Here is an 18,795-nt window from a genome sequence, read left to right as displayed (position 1 = left end):
GGCATGTCTGCCGAAGTCGAAGCCGTGTTGTTCATTTTCGGTCTGATCGCGCTCGGCTATCTCGCCGGCGTGAGCGGCTATCTGAAGGCGGAGGCCGGCGACGCGCTGGCCGAATTCGCAGTCTCGGTCGCGGTGCCGCTTTTGTTGTTCAAGACCATGCAAAGCGCCGATTTTCACGGCGCGGCGTCCTGGTCCTTGTGGATCACCTATTTCACCTCGGTGGCGATCGCCTGGGCGCTCGGCCAGTTCGTCACCACGCGCGTGTTCGGGCGCGACGCGCGCGCCGGCGTGGTCGGCGGCGTGTCGGCCTCATTCTCCAACACAGTTCTGCTCGGCATCCCGCTGGTGCTCGGCGTGTTCGGCCAGGCCGGTTTCGAGATCCTGGCGCTGATCGTGTCGGTGCATCTGGTGGTGATGATGGCGGCCTCGATCGTCGTCTTCGCGATTCTCGACGGCAGCCGCGACGGCGCGCCGCGCCCGGTGGCGCTGGTCTCGGATTTTTTCGGCAAGCTTTTGCGCAATCCGCTGATCATCGGCATTCTGGCCGGGCTCGCCTTCCGCTTCACTGGCCTGCAACTGCCCGGCCTCGGCCTGCGCTTCGTGGACGCGCTGGCCGGCATTGCCGGGCCGCTGGCGCTGTTTTCGATCGGCCTCGGCCTGCGCCGCTACGGCATTGCCGGCAATCTGCGCGCCGGCGTCGCCCTTGCCGGGCTCAAGCTCATCGTGATGCCGGCGGCGACCCTGGCCTTGGCGCTGGCGCTCGGCCTGCCGCCGCTGGCCGCCCAGGTCGCCGTCATCACCGCGTCGCTGCCGACCGGCGTCAACGCCTATCTGATCGCCGTCCAGTTCGGCACCGGCCAGGCGATCTCGACGAATGCGATGATGATCGCCACGAGCTGCGCGGCGGTCACGACCTCGCTGTGGCTGCTGGTGCTGCAAGCCGTGTTCGGTTGAGGCGGGCCGAGGCTCAGCGCAGTTCGGCGGCGTAATGGGCCGTTTCGGTCAGGCAGCGCGAGACCCGCAGCTCGACCGGCTTGTTTTCCAGGTCGAAGGCTATTCGCGTGATCTCAAGCAGCGGTGTGCCGGCCAGGCAGCCGAGCCGGCCGGCATCGGGCTCGCGCGCCGCGACCGCTTTCAGTCTCTCGCTGGCATGGGCGATCGTGACGCCCCAGCGCTGCGAATAGAGCCCGTAAACATTGTTGGGCAGTCCGGCGATCTCGTCGAAACCGGCAAACCGGGCGGCGGGCAGGCGGATCGTTTCCACCAAAAGCGGTCTGTCGCGGATCGAACGCAGCCGCTCGATCAGCCACACGGTTTCGCCGGCCTGCAGGCCGAGCGCCTGGGCGTCTTGCCGGCTGGCGCGGGCCCGGTCGCGCCTGAGAATGCGCGATTGCGGAAACGAGGTCTCGCCGTCGTCCGGCACCAGCCGGAAGAACTGGAACAGGATGCGGCTTTCCTCCGGGCTGGCGACGAAGGTGCCGCGACCCTGGCGCCGGATCAGCAGGTTCTCGGCCGTCATCGCGTCGAGCGCCTTGCGGATCGTGCCCTGGCTGACGCCGACCTGGCGCGCCAGTTCCATCTCGGAAGGGATCAATTGACCCGGCTGCCACTCGCCGTCGATCAGGCGCCGGACGAGTTGATCCTTCACCTGCATATAGAGCGGCTTGTAGGCGAATGTCGTGGCTGGCGCGTTCTCGTTCATGACCGAATCCCCGCATCGGGCCCCGATTTTCTAGCCGGTCGGAATTGACATTGCCAGAATTTTATATCTTATGTCTTATATAAGACTTGAGCATTCCAAATGGGAGCTGACGGGATTTCATGACCATTCCACACCTGCTCGTGCATGACCGGAAGGACAATGTCGGCGTCGTCGTGGTCGAGGGGCTGACGGCGGGCACCCGCATGCTGGCCGTCGTCACCGAGGACGATTCCAGCTTCGAGATCGAGGCCAGAAACGACGTTCCGATCGGCCACAAGGTGGCGCTTCGCGACATCGCCGACGGCGATACCGCGATCAAATATGGCGAGGATATCGGACGCTTCGTCGCCGACGTGGCGCGCGGCGGACATGTGCACGTCCACAATCTGAAGACCAAGCGCTGGTAGGCGCCGACGCGGGAACGGGTTTTCCGCATCGCACGAAATGGCACGGGAAAAGCGAAGATGGCCTCGAAATACTCCAACCTGACCTTCAAGGGCTACCGGCGCGACAATGGCCGCGTCGGAGTCAGGAACCATGTCGTTATCCTGCCGGTGGACGATATTTCCAACGCCGCCTGCGAGGCGGTGGCCAACAACATCAAGGGTACGCTGGCGCTGCCGCACGCCTATGGCAGGCTGCAGTTCGGCGCCGACCTGGACCTGCATTTCCGCACCATGATCGGCACCGGCGCCAATCCCAACGTGGCGGCCTGCATCGTGATCGGCATCGAGCCGGGCTGGACACAGAAGATCGTCGACGGAATCGCGGAAACCGGCAAGCCGGTGGCCGGGTTCTCGATCGAGCAGAACGGCGATTTGAGGACGATCATGGACGCCTCGCGCAAGGCGAAGGAATTCGTCCACTACGCCACCGAGCTGCAGCGCGAGGACTGCGCGGTTGGCGAGCTTTGGGTGTCCACCAAATGCGGCGAGAGCGACACCACCACCGGGCTCGGCTCGTGCCCGACGGTCGGCAACATGTACGACAAGCTGCTGCCGGAGGGCATTTACGGCTGTTTCGGCGAGACCTCCGAGATCACCGGCGCCGAGCATATCTGCAAGCAGCGCGCCGTCAGCCCCGAGGTCGGCGAACGCTGGTACGCGATGTGGAAGGCCTATCAGGACGACGTTATCTTCGCCCACCAGACCGACGATCTGTCGGAGAGCCAGCCGACGAAGGGCAATATTGAGGGCGGGCTGACGACGATCGAGGAAAAGGCGCTCGGCAATCTGGAAAAGATCGGCCGCACGTCGAAATTCATCGACATCCTGGAGCCGGCCGAAGCGCCCAACGTCGGCAAGGGGCTCTATTTCATGGACAGTTCGTCGGCGGCGGCCGAATGCGTGACGCTGATGGCGGCCGGCGGCTACGTGGTGCATACCTTTCCCACCGGCCAGGGCAATGTGATCGGCAATCCGATCGTGCCGGTGATCAAGATCACCGCCAATCCGCGCACCGTGCGCACCATGGGCGAGCATGTCGACCTCGACGTTTCCGGCATCTTGCGCCGGGAAATGACGATCGACGATGCGGGCGACGCGCTGATCGACATGATCATGCGTACCGCCAGCGGGCGCAGCACCGCCGCCGAGGCGCTCGGCCATCGCGAATTCGTCATGACCAAGCTCTACAGGAGCGCCTGAGCGCTCGAGTGGCGAGATCGGGTCTGCGATCCACTCGCCGGCTTTGGCGGCGCATTGTCGTTTCGAGCGCGCGCGCAGACCGGGCCCCATTGTCTGCAATGCGGATCGGGCTCGATTGTCCGCAATGTCGCGACGATCCCGTCGCGGGTCATGCTTTCGCCGCCGCTCGTGCCGATTATGGGCCGGCGGCGGCGACTTGATATTATCGGCCGCCCGCGTGATGCCGGGCGGCGTTCAAACGGGAAGCCGCATTGCCCATGCCTGAAATCGTGATCGCCGAATTCATGGACGAGACCGCCGTCGAGCGCCTGGGTCAGCGCCACGACACGCTCTACGATGCCTCGCTCGTCGACCGGCCCGACGCCCTGGCCGCCGCCCTTGCCGAAGCGCGGGTGCTCGTGGTGCGCAACCGCACCCAGGTGCGCGGCGCGCTGCTGGCGGCGGCGGCGCGTCTGGAGATGGTCGGCAGGCTCGGCGTCGGCCTCGACAATATCGACCTGGCCGCCTGCGAGGCGCGCGCTATCGCCGTGGTTCCGGCGACCGGCGCCAACGATCTGTCGGTGGCCGAATATGTGATCACCACGGCGATGGCGCTGTTGCGCGGCGCCTATGCGGCAACCGGCGCAGTGGCCGCCGGCGCCTGGCCGCGCCAGACGCTGATCGGACGCGAATTGTCGGGCAGGACGATCGGCCTGATCGGCTACGGCGCGATCGCGCGCGAGGTCGCCGCCCGGGCGCGCGCGCTCGGGATGGCCGTTGCCGCGCACGACCCGCTGCTCGACGCGGCCGATCCGGCTTGGGAAACGACGCGGCCGATGGCGCTCGACGCGCTGCTCGCGGCGGCCGATGTCGTCAGTCTGCACGTACCGTTGACGGCGGCGACCCGGCATATGATCGGCGCGGCCGAGCTCGCGCGCATGAAGCGCGATGCGATCCTCGTCAATGCCGCGCGCGGCGGGGTCGTCGACGAAGACGCCCTTGCCGCCGCCTTGCGTGCGGGGAGGATCGGCGGGGCCGCGCTCGACGTGTTCGAGGCCGAGCCGCTGACGGCGGAAGCCGGAAGGAAATTCGTCGACCTGCCCAATCTGATCCTGACGCCGCACCTTGCCGGGGTGACGGTGGAATCGAACGGCCGCGTCTCGGCGGTGATCGCCGACGCGGTGCTGGCGCATTTGGGGGCACGGTGATGAGCGAACGTCTTTTGTCGGCCGAGGACGCGCATCGCCTGTGCGTGGCGGCGCTGACGGCCTCGCGCACGGCGGCCAATAATGCCGAGGCGGTGGCGCGCGCCCTGGTCGGCGCCGAACTGGCCGGGCAGGGCGGTCATGGCTTGCGCCGGGTGCCGGCCTATGCCGCCCAGGCGCGGGCCGGCAAGGTCGACGGCTTCGCCGCCGCGACTGCGACCCTGACACGGCCGGGCGCCGTCCAGATCGACGCCGCGCACGGCTTTGCCTATCCCGCGCTCGAACTCGCCGTCGGCCGGCTCGCCGAGATCGCGCCGGCCCAGGGGGTGGCACTTGCCGGCGTAAAGCGCTCGCACCATGCCGGGGTGGCCGGACTGACGGTGGAGGCGTTGGCCGAACGGGGGTTGGTGGCGCTGTTTTTTGCCAACGCGCCGGCGGCGATGGCGCCCTGGGGCGGACGGCGCGCGCTCTACGGCACCGATCCGATCGCCTTTGCCTGTCCGGTGGAGGGCGGCGCGCCGGTGGTGGTCGACGTGTCGCTGTCCAAGGTCGCCCGCGGCAAGATCATGGCCGCCCGGCAGAAGGGCGAGCCGATTGCCGAGGGCTGGGCGCTCGACAGCGCCGGCAACCCGACCACCGACGCCGAGGCCGCGCTTGCCGGCACGATGGTGCCGCTCGGCGATGCCAAGGGCACCGCGCTGGCTTTGATGGTCGAGCTGCTGGCGGCGGGGCTGACCGGCGCCAATTTCGCCTACGAGCAAACCTCGTTCTTCGATGCCGAAGGCGCCCCGCCCGGGACCGGCCAGCTTCTGATTGCGATTGATCCAGCAGCCCTCGGTACCGTCGACGCGGTTGCCCGCTTTGCCGAAATGTCGCAAATTGTCGGCGAAACGGATGGAGCGAGAGTGCCGGGGCAAAGACGGCACGAAATCCGACACCGTTTGCGGCGCGACGGCATTCCGCTCGATTCGGCGCTTATTCAGGATATTGAAACCATTGCCGCCAGGTAGCGCGGCACGGAGGCGATTTATGTTGCAGAAGACCAGCCACTACATGCGTCAGGCCAACCTGATCGATGGCGAGTGGGTTCAGGCCGATTCGGGCGCGACGCTGGACGTGACCAACCCGGCCAACGGGCTGACGATCGGCACGGTGCCGAAATCGGGCACGGCCGAAACCCGGCGCGCCATCGAGGCGGCCGAAAAGGCCTTCCAGCCGTGGAAGAAGACCTCGGCCAACGAACGGTCCAAATTGCTGCGCCGGCTGCACGACCTCATCCTGGAAAACCAGGATGCTCTGGCCGAGCTCCTGACGATGGAGCAGGGCAAGTCGCTTGCCGAGGCCAAGGGCGAGGTGGCGATCTCGGCCGCCTATATTCTGTGGTTCGCGGAGGAGGGGCGGCGCACCTATGGCGACGTGGTGCCGAGCCCGTGGGCGGACCGTCGTCTGCTGGTCACCAAGGAGCCGGTCGGGGTGGTCGCGGCGATCACGCCGTGGAATTTTCCCTCCTCGATGCTGGCCCGCAAGATCGGCCCGGCGCTTGCCGCCGGCTGCACGGCGGTGGTCAAGCCTGCCTCGCAGACGCCCTATTCGGGACTTGCCTGGGGCGCGCTGTGCGAGGAGGCGGGGTTCCCGAAGGGAGTCGTCAACATCGTCACCGGTTCGGCGAGCGAGATCGGCGACGAATTGTGCTCCAATCCGCTGGTGCGCAAGATCACCTTCACCGGCTCGACCGAGATCGGCAAGATGCTGATCGAGAAATCGGCCTCGACGGTGAAGAAGGTGTCGATGGAACTCGGCGGCAACGCGCCGTTCCTGGTTTTCGACGATGCCGATATCGACCGCGCCGTCGAAGGCGCGATGGTGGCCAAATACCGCAATTCCGGCCAGACCTGCGTGTGCACCAACCGGTTTTTCGTCCAGGCCGGCGTCTATGATGCCTTCGTCGAAAAGCTCGCCGCCGCCTCGCAGAAGCTGAAGGTCGGCGCCGGGCTCGACGACGGTACCCAGCAGGGACCGCTGATCGACGTGAAGGCGGTCGAGAAGGTCGAGGAGCTGATCGCTGACGCGACCGCGAAGGGCGGCACGGTCGTCACCGGCGGCAAGCGCCACGATCTCGGCGGCTCGTTCTTCGAGCCGACGGTGATCTCCGGCGCCACCGCGGCCATGCGGGTGATGAAGGAGGAGATTTTCGGTCCGGTCGCGCCGGTGTTTCGCTTCGAGACCGAGGACGAGGCGGTCGCCATGGCCAACGACACCGAATTCGGCCTGGCCTGCTATTTCTATTCCGGCGATCTCGGCCGCGCCTTCCGGGTCACCGAGGCGCTGAAATACGGCATGGTCGGCGTCAATGAGGGCCTGATCACCACGGTCGAGGTGCCGTTCGGCGGGGTGAAGGAGTCCGGCCTCGGGCGCGAGGGCGGCCATCAGGGCATCGATGACTATCTCGACACCAAATATGTCTGCATCGGCGGCCTCGGCCTTTGATGCTACGCAGCCGCCGGCCCCGCGGGGCCGGCGATCCACCGAAGACGGCCATCGACGGAGCTGGACATGGCAGGCCCGGAAATGTTCGGCACGACCGAGGCGGGCGAGGCGGTGCACCGTCTCGCCATTTCCGGCGGCGGCCTGCGGGCCAACATCCTGACATGGGGCGCCGTCGTCCAGGATCTGCGTTTGTCGGGCCATGACGCGCCGCTGGTGCTGGGCTTCGAAAATTTTGCCGATTATCCGGCGCACTCGCCCTATTTCGGCGCGATCGCCGGACGCTACGCCAACCGCATCCGCGACGGACATTTCACCATCGAAGGCCAGCGCTTCGAGACCGACCGCAATTTTCTGGGCAAGCACACGCTGCACGGCGGGTCGGCGGGGATCGGCAAGCGGGTCTGGCAACTCGCCGCCCACGGCGCGGATTTCGTCGCGCTGTCGCTCAAGGACACCGACGGCACGATGGGGTTTCCGGGCGACCTCGAATTGTCGTGCACCTACCGGCTGAAGCTTCCAGGCACGCTGTCGGTGGAACTGAGCGCGACCGCCGACGCGCCGACGCTGTGCAATCTCGCCCATCACTCCTATTTCAACCTCGACGATGGCGGCAGCGGCGATATTCTGGATCATCGGGCGATGATCGCGGCCTCGGCCTATCTGCCGGTCGACGCGGAGATGATCCCGACCGGGGTGGTGGCGCCGGTGGAAGGCACGGCGTTCGACTTTTTGCTGCCGCGGCCGATCCGCCATGCCGACGAACACAACGCTCAACTCGCCTACGACCACAATTTCTGCCTGGCGGCCGCGCGCGGACCCCTGCGCCAGGCGGCCTGGGTGCAGAGCGCGCATTCGGGCGTGGAGATGGAGGTGTGGACCACCGAGCCCGGCATCCAGTTTTACGCCGGCCACAAGCTCGCGCCGCAGGCCGCAGGGCTCGGCGGGCGCCGCTACCGTGCGCATGCCGGTTTCTGCCTCGAACCGCAGGTCTGGCCGGACTCGCCGAACCGGCCCTATTTTCCGCAGGCCGTGCTGTGGCCCGGCGACCGCTACCGCCAGGTGACGGAATACCGTTTCAGATAGGCTCGAACGCCGCCCGCAGGATCGAAAACGGCGCCAGCGCGCCGCGCACCTGGACCACGGCCGCCGCGACCTGGTGGGCGCGCCGCGCCGCCGCGTGCGGCGGATGGCCGGAAAGCCGCGCGGCCAGATAGCCGCCATTGAAGGAATCGCCGGCGCCGGTGGTGTCGACCGGGTTTTCCACCGCGACGGCGGCAATCGGTTCGGCGCGGCCATTGCAGACAACCAGCGCGGGATCGGCGCCGTCCTTGACGACGATCTCGGCGATGCCGGCCTTGGCCAGCCGGTCGGCGGTCGCCTGCGGCTTTGGGTCGGCGAACAGCGCGTTTTCGTCGGGAAAGGTCGGCAGGGCGATGTCGGTGAGCGCCAGCGCCTCGCCGATCGCGGCCTTGGCGGCGGCGGCCGACGGCCACAGGCGCGGCCGGTAATTGGGATCGAAGGCAACCGTCGCGCCGGCGGCGCGCGCTGTGGCGAGCGCGTCGAACAGTCGCCGGCGGGCGGGCGCCTCGAGAATTGCCAAAGTGATTCCGGAAAAATAGATAAGCATCCGGTTTTGAAGGCTTTTCGTCAACGGGCCTGCGTCGTCCGCGAGCCGGCGGGCGGCGGCGTCGGAGCGCCAGTAGGTAAAGGAACGTTCCGCGCCATCGAGCGTGATGGCGTAAAGGCCGGGGCGGGCACCGGCGATTTTCGGGCTCGCGGCGACGCCGATGCCGTTTTCGCGCATGAAGGCGATCTGGGCGGCCGAGAACGGATCGTCGCCGAAGGCCGACACGTAGTCACATGCCTGCGCGGTGTCGGTCAGCGCGCGGAGCGCCCACAGCGTGTTGAACGTGTCGCCGGCATGGCCCATGCGCCACAATCCGTCCTCGGCGCCGGCGAGTTCCAGCATGCATTCCCCAACCGCCGCGATATGTCCTGCCCGCATTCCGTCTTTCTCCGATCCTGGACCTTGCTCCTACACGGGTCGACGCTCTGCTGTCGATTGTCGGATTGGGTCGTTGCGAGAGTGCGGTGGTGCGTACTGCCGCCGCCCGGACGCCGCGCAGCGGTTGTGTTCGGGGCGATTTGGTTCGAAAAGGAGACATGAGCAGATTCCTTGTCGCCCTCGTTGCCGCGGCCGTGCTGGCCCTCGGCGTGATCTATTTCTACGATCCCGGCGGGACGGGCTCGGAGACGCTCGATCTGGCGCGTTCGAAACCGACCGTGAACGGCCTTTACGTCGTCGCGATCGCGCCCGAGGCCGAACCCGTCGAGACCGGCGAGCTGCATGGCTGGGTGTTGACGCTGACCGTGCCGGACGGAACGCCTGTCGAGGACGCGCAGATCGAGGTCGGCGGCGGCATGCCCGATCACGGCCACGGCCTGCCGACCAGCCCTGAGATGACCGCCTATCTCGGCGATGGGCGCTACCGGATCCACGGGGTGCGGTTCAACATGGGCGGCTGGTGGGTGCTGGATTTCACCGTCCGGGCCGAACCCGGCGAGGATACGGTCCGCTTCAACATAAGACTGTGACCGCGAGACCATGGTCAGCCTGAACACACTTGCCCGCGTCCTTGTCGCCGCCGCGCCGGTGCTGCTCGGCGGCTGCGGCGAGGGCGGGCTGACCCTGGCCGAGCGCGAGGCCGTCGCCTCGCTGTCGCTGGCCGCCCTCGGCGCGGTGCCGCCATCCGTTTCCAACAAGGTGGCCGACGATCCGGGCTCGGCCGCCCTCGGCGAGGCGCTGTTTTTCGACACGCGGCTGAGCGCCAACGGCGCCGTCGCCTGCGCCACCTGCCACGATCCGCAGCGTCAGTTCCAGGACGACCTGCCGCGCGCCCAGGCGCTCGGCACCGGCCCGCGCCGCACCATGCCGCTCGCCGGCTTGGCGTGGAACCTGTTCTTCTTCTGGGACGGGCGCAAGGATTCGCTGTGGAGCCAGGCGCTCGAGCCGCTGGAAAACCCGCTCGAGCACGGGCTGACGCGCACCGGCGTCGTCCGGTTGGTCGCGCGCCATCATCGCGCCGGCTACGAGGCGGCGTTCGGGCCGCTGCCGGCGCTTGCGGTTCTGCCGGCCGCGGCCGGCCCGTTCGGCACCGCGGCAGAGCGGGCGGCCTGGGCCGGGCTGGACGAGACGGCGCGACGGGCCGTCAACGGCGCTTTCGCCAATGTCGGCAAGGCGATCGCGGCCTTCGAACGCACGATCCCGCCGGTCAAGACGCGCTTCGACCGCTATGCGGCCGCGCTCGCGCGCGGCGAGCCGCCCGAAGGCGATGCCGCCTTCAGCGATCTCGAACGGGAAGGGCTCCGACTGTTCGTCGGCAGCGCCAACTGTCTGGAATGCCACAACGGACCGCGCTTCACCGACGACCATTTCCACAATACCGGCGTTGCCGACGATCCGCAGGCGCCGGCAGGCCGCGAGCGCGCGGGTGCGATTGCGCGGCTTCTGGCCGACCCGTTCAACTGCCAGGGCGATTTCAGCGACGCAGCCGAAGGCGACTGTGCGGAGCTGCGTTTCATGCTGCGCGACGGTCCCGAGCTGGAACGGGCGTTCAAGACGCCGTCGCTGCGGGGCGTGGCGCTGCGCGCGCCCTACATGCATGCCGGGCAGATCGCAACACTGGAGGCGGTGGTCGAGCACTATGCGAACGCGCCGACATCGCCGGCCGGCACAAGCGAGCTGCGGCCGGTGCGGCTGACCGAGCGCGGCAAGGCGGCGCTGGTGGCGTTTCTGAAGACGCTGAACTAGGCCTTCGGTTTTGAACGTCTCCGTCAGCGGTCCTTGACGGTTTCCATCGCCACATAGGTCGAGGTCTGTGCCACATGGGGCAGGGCGGAGATCTTTTCGCCGAGCACGCGGCGATAGGCGGCGATGTCCCTGGTACGCACCTTCAGCAGATAGTCGAAGCTCGCCGCGATCATGTGGCACTGCTCGATCTCGGGCACGCCGAGTACGGCGCGGTTGAAGGCGTCGAGCGCGGCCGAACGGGTGTCGGAGAGCTTGACCTGGACGAAGGCGATGTGGCCTTCGCCCATGCGTTCGCGATCGACGATCGCCGCGTAGCCGCGAATGTAACCGTCGGCCTCCAGCCGCCGGACCCGCGCCTGCACCGGCGTCTTGGACAGGCCGACCTTGGCGGCGAGTTCGGCCATGGACAGCCGGCCCTGGCGCGCCAGCGCCGCGACGATGTTGCGGTCGATGCGGTCCAAACGATCTGTCATGGTCTACTCTTGCCGTCTTATCGAATTATATTGATATGAAGAAATAGCTCGTTCGATCTGAAATGACCAGAAATTCAGGCGTTGCCAGGCCCGGTTCAATGGTATGACCGTCACCGATGGCCCGGCTTGACCGCTCCGCTGCAGGCAAGCCTATTGTGACGAGAGGAGGTCCATGACGATGTCCGCACTTTCAAAGCATCGGGCGCTGATCCGCGCCAATTATCTGTCCGACGAGGATGCCGCGCTCGCGCGCCTAGTCGCGCTGGCCGGATTGCAGGCCGACGAGCGTGAGGCGATCTCGGCGCGGGCGGCAGATCTGGTACGGGCCGTACGCGGTTCGTCCGATCCGCAGATGATGGAAGTGTTCTTGTCCGAATACGGGCTTTCGACCAAGGAGGGCGTGGCGCTGATGTGCCTGGCGGAGGCGCTGCTCAGGGTGCCCGACGCCGAGACCGTCGACGATCTGATCCGCGACAAGATCGCGCCGCACGACTGGTCGGCGCATTCGGGCGAATCGAGCTCGATCTTCGTCAACGCCTCGACCTGGGCGCTGATGCTGACCGGACGGGTTCTGGAGGAAGGCGAGGGCGGCATCGAACGCACCCTGCGCGGGATGGTGCGCCGGCTCGGCGAACCGGTGATCCGCACCGCGGTGTCGGCGGCGATGCGCGAGATGGGCGAGCAGTTCGTGCTTGGCCGCACCATCGCCGAAGCGGTCAAGCGCGGCCGCGCCTACACGCAGAAAGCCTATCTCTATTCCTACGACATGCTCGGCGAGGCGGCGCGTACGGAAACCGACGCCAAGCGGTATCATCGCGCCTATGCCGATGCGATCGCGGCTCTGGCCGCGCATGCTTCGGGCGACGATATTCGCCGCAATCCCGGCATTTCGGTCAAGCTCTCGGCACTGCATCCGCGTTACGAATTCGCCCAGCGCGAACGCATGCTGCCGGTGATGGTCGAGCGTCTCAGCGCGCTCGCTCATGCCGCGCGCGATGCCCGCATGGGGCTCAATATCGACGCGGAGGAGGCCGACCGGCTCGACCTGTCGCTCGACGTGATCGAACAGGTGCTGGCCGATCCGGAGCTCGCCGGCTGGGATGGGTTCGGCGTGGTCGTGCAGGCCTACGGGCCGCGCGCGGCCTTCGTCATCGACTGGCTGCACGCGCTCGCCGAAAAGCTCGACCGCAGGATCATGGTGCGGCTCGTCAAGGGCGCCTATTGGGATACCGAGATCAAGCGCGCCCAGGTGCTTGGGCTTGCCGGCTATCCGGTGTTCACCCGCAAGGTCAACACCGACGTGTCCTACATCGCCTGCGCGCGCAAGCTGCTCGCCATGACCGACCGCATCTATCCGCAATTCGCCACCCACAACGCCCACACCGTGGCCGCGATCCTGGCGATCGCCGACGACAGAAGCAGCTTCGAGTTCCAGCGCCTGCACGGCATGGGCGAGGCGCTGCACGAGGCGGTGCGCAAGCGCGAAGGCACGCGCTGCCGCATCTATGCGCCGGTCGGCGCGCATTCCGACCTTCTGGCCTATCTCGTGCGCCGGTTGCTCGAAAACGGGGCCAATTCCTCGTTCGTGCACCAGATCGTCGACGAGGAGGTGAGCGCGGAGGAGATTGCGCGCGATCCGTTCGCCGTGATCGCCGGCCAGGGCCGCGCCCACAATCCGGCAATCCCGATGCCGGCCGAGATTTATGGCGGCGGACGGCGCAATGCCAGGGGATGGGACCTGACAGACCCGGTCGCATTCGCCGAGATCGAGGCGGCCCGTAAGCCGTTCGATGCCGGTTTTGTGTGGACGGCAAAACCGATCACGCCGGCCGCCGGCGCGGGCGCGAAACGGGCGATCGTCAATCCGGCCCGGCCCGACGACACGGTCGGCACGGTGGAGGAGGCGACGGCGGACATCGTCAAGGACGCGGTCCGGGTCGCGGCCACCGCGCAGCCGGATTGGACCAGGCTGCCGGTCGCGACGCGCGCGGCGATGCTTGCCAAAGCCGCCGATCTTTACGAGGACAATGCCGCGGAGTTTTTCGCGCTGTGCAACCGCGAGGCCGGCAAGACGCTGGCCGACGGCGTGGCGGAACTGCGCGAGGCGGTCGATTTCCTGCGCTATTATGCGGCCGAGGCGGCGAAGGCGGAGCCCAACAGCCAGGCGCGCGGGGTGATCGCCTGCATCTCGCCGTGGAATTTTCCGCTCGCCATCTTCACCGGCCAGATCGCGGCAGCGCTCGTCACCGGCAATGCGGTGATCGCCAAGCCGGCGGAGCAGACGCCGCTGATCGCCGCCAGGGCGGTGGCGCTCCTGCACGAGGCCGGCATTCCCGCCGCAATCCTGCAGCTTTTGCCGGGTGACGGCCCGTCGGTGGGCGCGCCGCTGGTGGCCCGGCCCGAGATCGCGGGGGTCTGTTTTACCGGCTCGACCGAGGTCGCACGGCTGATCGAGCGCCAGCTCGCCGAGACGGCGCCGCCGGACGCGATGCTGATCGCCGAAACCGGCGGGCTCAACGCCATGGTGGTGGACTCGACCGCTCTGCCCGAACAGGCTGTGCGCGACATTCTCGCCTCGTCGTTCCAGAGCGCCGGCCAGCGCTGCTCGGCGCTGCGCGTGCTTTACGTGCAAAAGGACGTCGAAAAGAAGATGATGGAGATGCTGCGCGGGGCGGCCGAGGCGCTGGTGGTCGGCGATCCGCGCGACATCGCCTGCGATGTCGGTCCGGTGATCGACGACGAGGCGCAGACGACGATCAGCGCCTATTGCGCCGAGATGGAGGCCAAGGGCAAGGTCGCGCTCAAGCTGCCGGTGCCAGCCGAGGGCCGGTTCGTGGCCCCGCACATCGTGCGCGTGTCGGGGATCGGCGAATTGGAGCGCGAGATTTTCGGACCCGTGCTGCACGTGGCGACTTTTGGGGCCGACGAGATCGACCGGGTGATCGCGGCGGTCAACCTGAAGGGCTACGGGCTGACCTTCGGCCTGCATACGCGCATCGAGGAGCGCGTGCAGCGTTTCGTCGACGGCGTGCATGCCGGCAATCTCTATGTCAACCGCAACCAGATCGGCGCCGTCGTCGGCGCGCAGCCGTTCGGTGGCGAGGGATTGTCGGGCACCGGGCCGAAGGCGGGCGGGCCGCATTATCTGGGCCGTTTCCGCAAGACCGGCGCAGACCGTCCGGCGCCGGCGGTGGGCGAGCCGGTCAACGCCACCATGATCGCGGAACATTTCGTCGATCCGGTGAAGCATGGCTGGGCCGGACGCGGCGACCGCATCGCCATCCTGAGAAAGCATCTGCGCGGCAAGGGCGCCGAAGCGGTGGCGGCCGCCGCCAGCCTCGATCTCGGACCCTACGACCTGCCCGGGCCGACCGGCGAGGCGAACACCTTGATGCTGCCGCCGCGCGGGCGGGTGCTGTGCCTGGGGCCGGAGCCCGACATGCTCCTGGCCCAGACCGTGCAGGCGCTGGCCGCCGGCAACGCGGTCGTGGCGGTCGCGCCGGGGGCCACGCAGGCCTTGCAGCCGCTTCTGTCCAAGGGGCTGCCGGTCAACGCGCTCGACGGCGTGGTGGCACCGGCGGTGCTGTCGGAGATCGCCGTCGACGTGGTCGCCTTCGCGGCTGCGGACGAGGCGCTGCGGGCAGTCAGGACAGAGCTTGCGCAGCGCACCGGGCCGATCGTGCCGGTGCTGATGGAGGTGATCGATCCGGCGGCCTATGCGCATGAGCGGGCGGTGTGCGTCGACACGACAGCGGCCGGCGGCAATGCGAGCCTGCTCGCCGCCGTGTGAGCGCGGAGCGAACCGGGTCCGCGTTTGAGCCGATCTGCTTTTCACGGAATCGCAGATCGGCTCCAAATTATTGTTTTTGAAGCGTTTCCCGACGGCGAACCGGTATCCACTTCGCCTGGAAACGCTTCAGTCGGCCGCAGCCTGGGGAACGCGGCCGAAACGCAGCAGATTGCCGTGCGGATCGTGGATGTAAAACTCTTCCATGTTCCACGCCCGCACGGCGAGGTCCGACAGGTTTTTGACACCGCGGCGGCGATAGTCGGCATGCCAGCGCCCGATGGCGCCGCCGCGAATATAGACCGAGCTTCGCTCACACAGGCTGCGGTCGTCGGTCAGCCAGAAATGCAGCTCGACCTCGTCGCGGCGCAGGATGAGATAGTCGTGTTCCCGGTAAACGGTCGCGGTGAAGCCGAGTTCGCCGCCATAGAAACGCTGCGTCTCGTCGAGGTCGAGCGAAGGCAGGACCGGAAGCGCCTCGAGCCGGTCGGGATGATCCGGCATTCTTTATGCGCCCTCGACCACCGAGAACCCCTCGAACTGGGGATGGCCGAGATAAAGCGGCTTGTTGGACCCGGCGTTCTTGTGGGCGTCGCGGAATTGCTGCGATCTGGTCCAGGCGAGGAAGTCGTCCTGGCTGGCCCAGACCGTGTGGGAGGCAAACAGCGTATAGCCTTCGTCCTCATTGTGCGGCCCGCGCAGAAGGTGGAAGGATTTGAAGCCTTCCATCTCCGACAGGCTGGACTCGCGCCCTTTCCAGACTTGTTCGAAATCGGCTTCGGACCCGGCTTTGACCTTGAAACGGTTCATGGCGATATACATGGCGCTGTCCTTTCAGGCTTTGAAGATGGGGGTTGGCGTGCGCGCGCAGCGGCCGGTGTCCGGTTCGGGAAAGGATACCACGCCCGGCGGCAGCCGGGCCGGCCGGTTGCGGGACGGGTTCGGACCGGCCTGGCAAAGATCGGCAGAGCGCGTTTTGTTGAGATCGACGATGCCGGCTCGCCGGCGTTCGAACTGGTCCTCAAGCAAGGCGCGCAGGCGCGGGTCCAGCCCGTCGCCATTGCGCTGGGCCGCGAGGCGGTCGAAGGCGAGCATGCCGGTCATGACGGTCCTTTCGCGGTTGGGCGTCAGCGTGCCAGGCCGAGCGGCACGGAAAATTTCCAGCTCGAGCGGCCGGCGGCGGCCGGTATTGGCGGGAACGGGGCCGCGCGCCGCACCGAGGCGAGGGCGGCCTTGTCCAATGTGGCCGAGCCGGAGCTCTGGGTGATGCGCACCGAGCCGAGAGCGCCGTTGCGGGTGACGACGAAATGGACATGGACGTCGCGCCGCGCGTCGCGCCGGGCGGCGCGCGACACGCCGCGCAGGGCCCGGCGCAGCTTGCGCGCCACCTTGCCGGGATAGTTGGAGACGGCGGCGTTGCCGGCCGCGCCCTGCTTGCGGCTGCCGGTGCCCTGCGCGGCCGCGCGGCCGCGCTCGTTGCCGGTGGCCTCGCCGCGCCGCGTGCTCTGCTCGGCCCGGCCGCCCTGGCCGGCGGCCTGGGTTTTCTTGCGCTGTTTGGGCGGGGTTTCGGCCTTTTTGCGCGGGGCCTCCCTGGCGCGCGGCTTTTCCGGCCGCACCATGGCCTGCCGGATTTTTGGCGGTTGCGGGCGCGCGGTCGGCAGGGGCACGTCGTCTGGAATGACGATCTCCTCGACCGGCGCCAGCGCCTCGGCCGTCTTAACCGGGGTAATCTGGGCGCGCGCGGTCTCGACCGGCTCGGTCTCCGCCGCCGGCTCGGGCGCGGTCGCGGTCGCTTCGACGGGCTCTGCCTCGGCGGGCCGCTCGACCGGTGCGACCGCGTCGGCCGGCACCAGCACCTGCGCGGGCTGCGGCGTTTGCGGCGCGAGGGGTTCGGTGACTTCGGCCGGCGGGAGCTCCGTTTGGACCGGTTCGACCGCTTCGGCGGGAGTTTCGCGAATTTCCGTCTCGGGCGCCGGGCGGGGCTGGACGGCTTCGTCCGGCGTGTCGACGGGCTCGACAATCGCGCTGTCGGGCACCGGCTCGCCGGCTGCGAAGACGTCCTCGAACGAACCCAAAAGCGCGATCTCCGTCGCCGCCGAACCGGCGATTTCCACTTGCTCTGGCCGCTCGGCGAGCAGATAGGCGGCCGCCCCGGCATGCACCAGGCCGGAGGCAAGGACGGCGATCGACCATTTTAGGGCGGGTCTCATGGCGTCTCCCGCTCGGTCACGAGGACGATGCGGCCCGCGCCGGCGTCGCGCAGCGCCGCGACGATGTCGATCAGCTCCCGTGCCGGCAGGGCGCGGTCGGCCGCGACCTTGACGAGCGGCATGGCTTCGTCCGCGTCGGAGGCGGCACGCAGCCGCTCGACATAGGAGGCTGCGGTGACCGGCATGCCGGCGGCCAGCAGCGCGCCGTCGCTGGTCACGAACAGCGCGCGCGGCGGTTCGGCGCGGTCCGACTGCGACGTGGTGATCAGCGCGACGTCCCGCTCCATCGGCGGGGTCAGCGTGCCGGCGATCAGGAAGAAGATCAGCATCAAAAAGACGATGTTGATCAGGGTGATCGTCGATTCGTGCCGGGGACGAGGGCGTGGGCGCGGCAGCTTCATGGCGGTTAGCGGGCCACGGAAAGCGACAGGCCGGTGTCGCGGCGGATCGCCTCGATGGCGCCGACCATGGCCTGCGACGTGATCGCGCCGCGTACCAGAAGCACGGCGGTTTTGGCGCCGGCCTGTTCCAGGCGACCGATTTCCACAAGCGCGCCGGCTTCGGTGAGAGGCTGTCCGTTCACGCGCCAGTCCGTGTCCGACAGAAGCACGATGATGTCAGGGGGGGCGCCGGCGGCGGTTGCCCCGGCGCGGCCGCCGGTGATCTCGACCTCGGAGAATTTGGCGAAGGTGGAGGTCAGCATGAAAAACAGCAGCAGCAGGAAGATGACGTCAATCAGCGACGTCACGGAGACCGGACGCCGGGGACGGCGGGCGATCTCAATGCGCATGGCTTTGTCCCATTGCGGCCGGCTGGGCGGCTTCGGGCGTATCCTGGTCCAGTCGCGCGCCGGTCGCGCCGAGCGCCTGCTGCGACAGGAAGGCGGTGGTGACGGTCTCGATCGCCACGCGCTCGTTTTCGATCCGGGTCTCGAACCAGGTCAGCACCAGCGAAACCGGCATCGCCACGGCAAGCCCGGCGGCGGTGGTCAAGAGCGCGACCCAGATGCCGCCGGCCAGGAGAGAGGGGTCGACGGCGCTGCCGGCGCCCTGCAACTGCCGGAAGGCCTCGATCATGCCCAGCACCGTGCCGAACAGGCCGAGCAGCGGCGCGATCTGGGCGATGGCGTCGAGCGCGCGCAATCCGCGCTGCAACGCGTGCAGCCGTGTCACCGCCACGCGGCCGATCTCGTCCTCGATCACCGCCTTGGAGGCGGCGCGGTTGGCCGAAAGCCGCATCGCGGTCGCCAGGGCGCCGCCAACCGGCGAAGGATCCGCCTCGGCCATCTGGCGGGCGTCGCCGACGCTGCCGTGAACCCACAGATAAAGGGCGCGATTGGCCTTTGCGCCGGACCCGACCCGCTCGCGCCAGAACTGGGCAAGCTTGATCAGGATCAGCGCCAGCGCGAACACCGACAGGACGAGCAGAATGGCGACAACCGGGCCGCCGAGCTCGAGAAAGGCGCGCACGTCATTGAAAATGTCGGGTCTCATCG

At 67.9% G+C, this 18,795-nt stretch carries 20 protein-coding genes; 10 read left to right on the top strand and 10 right to left on the bottom strand.

The features are described from left to right. Window positions 1-3 precede the first annotated feature (3 nt). Window positions 4-954, top strand: a complete 951-nt coding sequence (locus EP380_RS12805) for an AEC family transporter (protein ID WP_127598900.1) — start codon at window positions 4-6, stop codon at window positions 952-954. Between the two features lie 13 nt (window positions 955-967). On the opposite strand, the gene EP380_RS12800 is transcribed toward EP380_RS12805, so the two are convergent. Further along, window positions 968-1,702 carry a GntR family transcriptional regulator gene (locus tag EP380_RS12800; RefSeq protein WP_106571720.1) on the bottom strand — a complete coding sequence of 245 codons (735 nt, stop codon included), beginning with the start codon at window positions 1,700-1,702 and terminating at the stop codon, window positions 968-970. A 119-nt stretch (window positions 1,703-1,821) separates the two neighbouring features. Here EP380_RS12800 and EP380_RS12795 point away from each other — a divergent pair, with 119 nt between their 5' ends. The 6 genes from EP380_RS12795 to EP380_RS12770 all read left to right on the top strand — a co-directional run bounded on the left by EP380_RS12795 (window position 1,822) and on the right by EP380_RS12770 (window position 8,102). Beyond that, the gene (locus EP380_RS12795; RefSeq protein WP_106571721.1) at window positions 1,822-2,109 is read left to right on the top strand and encodes a UxaA family hydrolase; all 288 of its coding nucleotides are present in this window, start codon (window positions 1,822-1,824) and stop codon (window positions 2,107-2,109) included. Between the two features lie 57 nt (window positions 2,110-2,166). Beyond that, window positions 2,167-3,348, top strand: a complete 1,182-nt coding sequence (locus EP380_RS12790; protein ID WP_127598899.1) for a UxaA family hydrolase — start codon at window positions 2,167-2,169, stop codon at window positions 3,346-3,348. A 257-nt stretch (window positions 3,349-3,605) separates the two neighbouring features. Next, a complete protein-coding gene (locus tag EP380_RS12785) occupies window positions 3,606-4,535 on the top strand; it encodes an NAD(P)-dependent oxidoreductase (protein WP_127598898.1) in 930 nt (309 codons plus the stop codon). After that, complete coding sequence (locus EP380_RS12780) at window positions 4,535-5,542, top strand: Ldh family oxidoreductase (protein WP_127598897.1); 1,008 nt, start codon at window positions 4,535-4,537, stop codon at window positions 5,540-5,542. Before EP380_RS12785 ends, EP380_RS12780 begins: the two co-directional genes overlap by 1 nt. 19 nt (window positions 5,543-5,561) lie before the next feature. Beyond that, window positions 5,562-7,019 (top strand): NAD-dependent succinate-semialdehyde dehydrogenase, encoded by a 1,458-nt coding sequence (locus EP380_RS12775; RefSeq protein WP_106571725.1) that lies wholly within the window; start codon window positions 5,562-5,564, stop codon window positions 7,017-7,019. Window positions 7,020-7,079: 60 nt separating this feature from the next. Then, entirely contained in the window at window positions 7,080-8,102 is a 1,023-nt protein-coding gene (locus EP380_RS12770; RefSeq protein WP_420845869.1) for an aldose epimerase family protein, read from the top strand. On the opposite strand, the gene EP380_RS12765 is transcribed toward EP380_RS12770, so the two are convergent. Further along, a complete protein-coding gene (locus tag EP380_RS12765; protein ID WP_127598895.1) occupies window positions 8,095-9,024 on the bottom strand; it encodes a sugar kinase in 930 nt (309 codons plus the stop codon). The two genes, EP380_RS12770 and EP380_RS12765, sit on opposite strands and share 8 nt — an antisense overlap. Before the next feature lie 158 nt (window positions 9,025-9,182). On the opposite strand from EP380_RS12765, the gene EP380_RS12760 reads away from it, so the two are divergent. Continuing rightward, a complete protein-coding gene (locus EP380_RS12760) occupies window positions 9,183-9,614 on the top strand; it encodes a FixH family protein (protein ID WP_127598894.1) in 432 nt (143 codons plus the stop codon). Window positions 9,615-9,624: 10 nt separating this feature from the next. Further along, window positions 9,625-10,830, top strand: a complete 1,206-nt coding sequence (locus EP380_RS12755) for a cytochrome-c peroxidase (protein ID WP_127598893.1) — start codon at window positions 9,625-9,627, stop codon at window positions 10,828-10,830. Between the two features lie 23 nt (window positions 10,831-10,853). Here the strand turns inward: EP380_RS12755 and EP380_RS12750 are convergent, their stop codons facing one another. Further along, window positions 10,854-11,303: an Lrp/AsnC ligand binding domain-containing protein gene (locus tag EP380_RS12750; RefSeq protein WP_106571730.1), complete on the bottom strand. Its 450-nt coding sequence runs from the start codon at window positions 11,301-11,303 to the stop codon at window positions 10,854-10,856. A gap of 178 nt (window positions 11,304-11,481) precedes the next feature. Between EP380_RS12750 and putA the strand changes: the two genes are divergently transcribed. Beyond that, on the top strand, window positions 11,482-15,093 hold the full coding sequence (putA, locus tag EP380_RS12745) for a bifunctional proline dehydrogenase/L-glutamate gamma-semialdehyde dehydrogenase PutA (protein WP_127598892.1): 3,612 nt from the start codon (window positions 11,482-11,484) through the stop codon (window positions 15,091-15,093). A gap of 126 nt (window positions 15,094-15,219) precedes the next feature. Here the strand turns inward: putA and EP380_RS12740 are convergent, their stop codons facing one another. Genes EP380_RS12740 through EP380_RS12710 form a run of 7 tightly spaced genes read right to left on the bottom strand, consistent with a single transcriptional unit; the run spans window position 15,220 to window position 18,793 of the window. After that, window positions 15,220-15,594, bottom strand: coding sequence for a VOC family protein (locus EP380_RS12740; protein WP_127598891.1), 375 nt, complete (start codon window positions 15,592-15,594; stop codon window positions 15,220-15,222). Between the two features lie 3 nt (window positions 15,595-15,597). Beyond that, window positions 15,598-15,912 (bottom strand): heme-degrading protein HmuQ, encoded by a 315-nt coding sequence (hmuQ, locus tag EP380_RS12735; RefSeq protein WP_127598890.1) that lies wholly within the window; start codon window positions 15,910-15,912, stop codon window positions 15,598-15,600. A 12-nt stretch (window positions 15,913-15,924) separates the two neighbouring features. Beyond that, a complete protein-coding gene (locus tag EP380_RS12730; protein ID WP_127598889.1) occupies window positions 15,925-16,185 on the bottom strand; it encodes a hypothetical protein in 261 nt (86 codons plus the stop codon). A gap of 32 nt (window positions 16,186-16,217) precedes the next feature. Further along, window positions 16,218-17,300 (bottom strand): energy transducer TonB, encoded by a 1,083-nt coding sequence (locus EP380_RS12725; RefSeq protein WP_127598888.1) that lies wholly within the window; start codon window positions 17,298-17,300, stop codon window positions 16,218-16,220. After that, window positions 17,297-17,701 carry an ExbD/TolR family protein gene (locus EP380_RS12720; protein ID WP_127598887.1) on the bottom strand — a complete coding sequence of 135 codons (405 nt, stop codon included), beginning with the start codon at window positions 17,699-17,701 and terminating at the stop codon, window positions 17,297-17,299. Before EP380_RS12720 ends, EP380_RS12725 begins: the two co-directional genes overlap by 4 nt. Before the next feature lie 5 nt (window positions 17,702-17,706). Continuing rightward, window positions 17,707-18,090: a biopolymer transporter ExbD gene (locus tag EP380_RS12715; RefSeq protein WP_127598886.1), complete on the bottom strand. Its 384-nt coding sequence runs from the start codon at window positions 18,088-18,090 to the stop codon at window positions 17,707-17,709. Beyond that, window positions 18,080-18,793, bottom strand: a complete 714-nt coding sequence (locus tag EP380_RS12710) for a MotA/TolQ/ExbB proton channel family protein (RefSeq protein WP_127598885.1) — start codon at window positions 18,791-18,793, stop codon at window positions 18,080-18,082. The genes EP380_RS12715 and EP380_RS12710 overlap by 11 nt, the downstream gene beginning before the upstream one ends. Between the last annotated feature and the right edge of the window lie 2 nt (window positions 18,794-18,795).

Source organism: Nitratireductor alexandrii (assembly GCF_004000215.1).
GTDB lineage: Bacteria > Pseudomonadota > Alphaproteobacteria > Rhizobiales > Rhizobiaceae > Mangrovimarina > Mangrovimarina alexandrii.
This window is presented reverse-complemented; position numbering and strand designations above follow the sequence as displayed.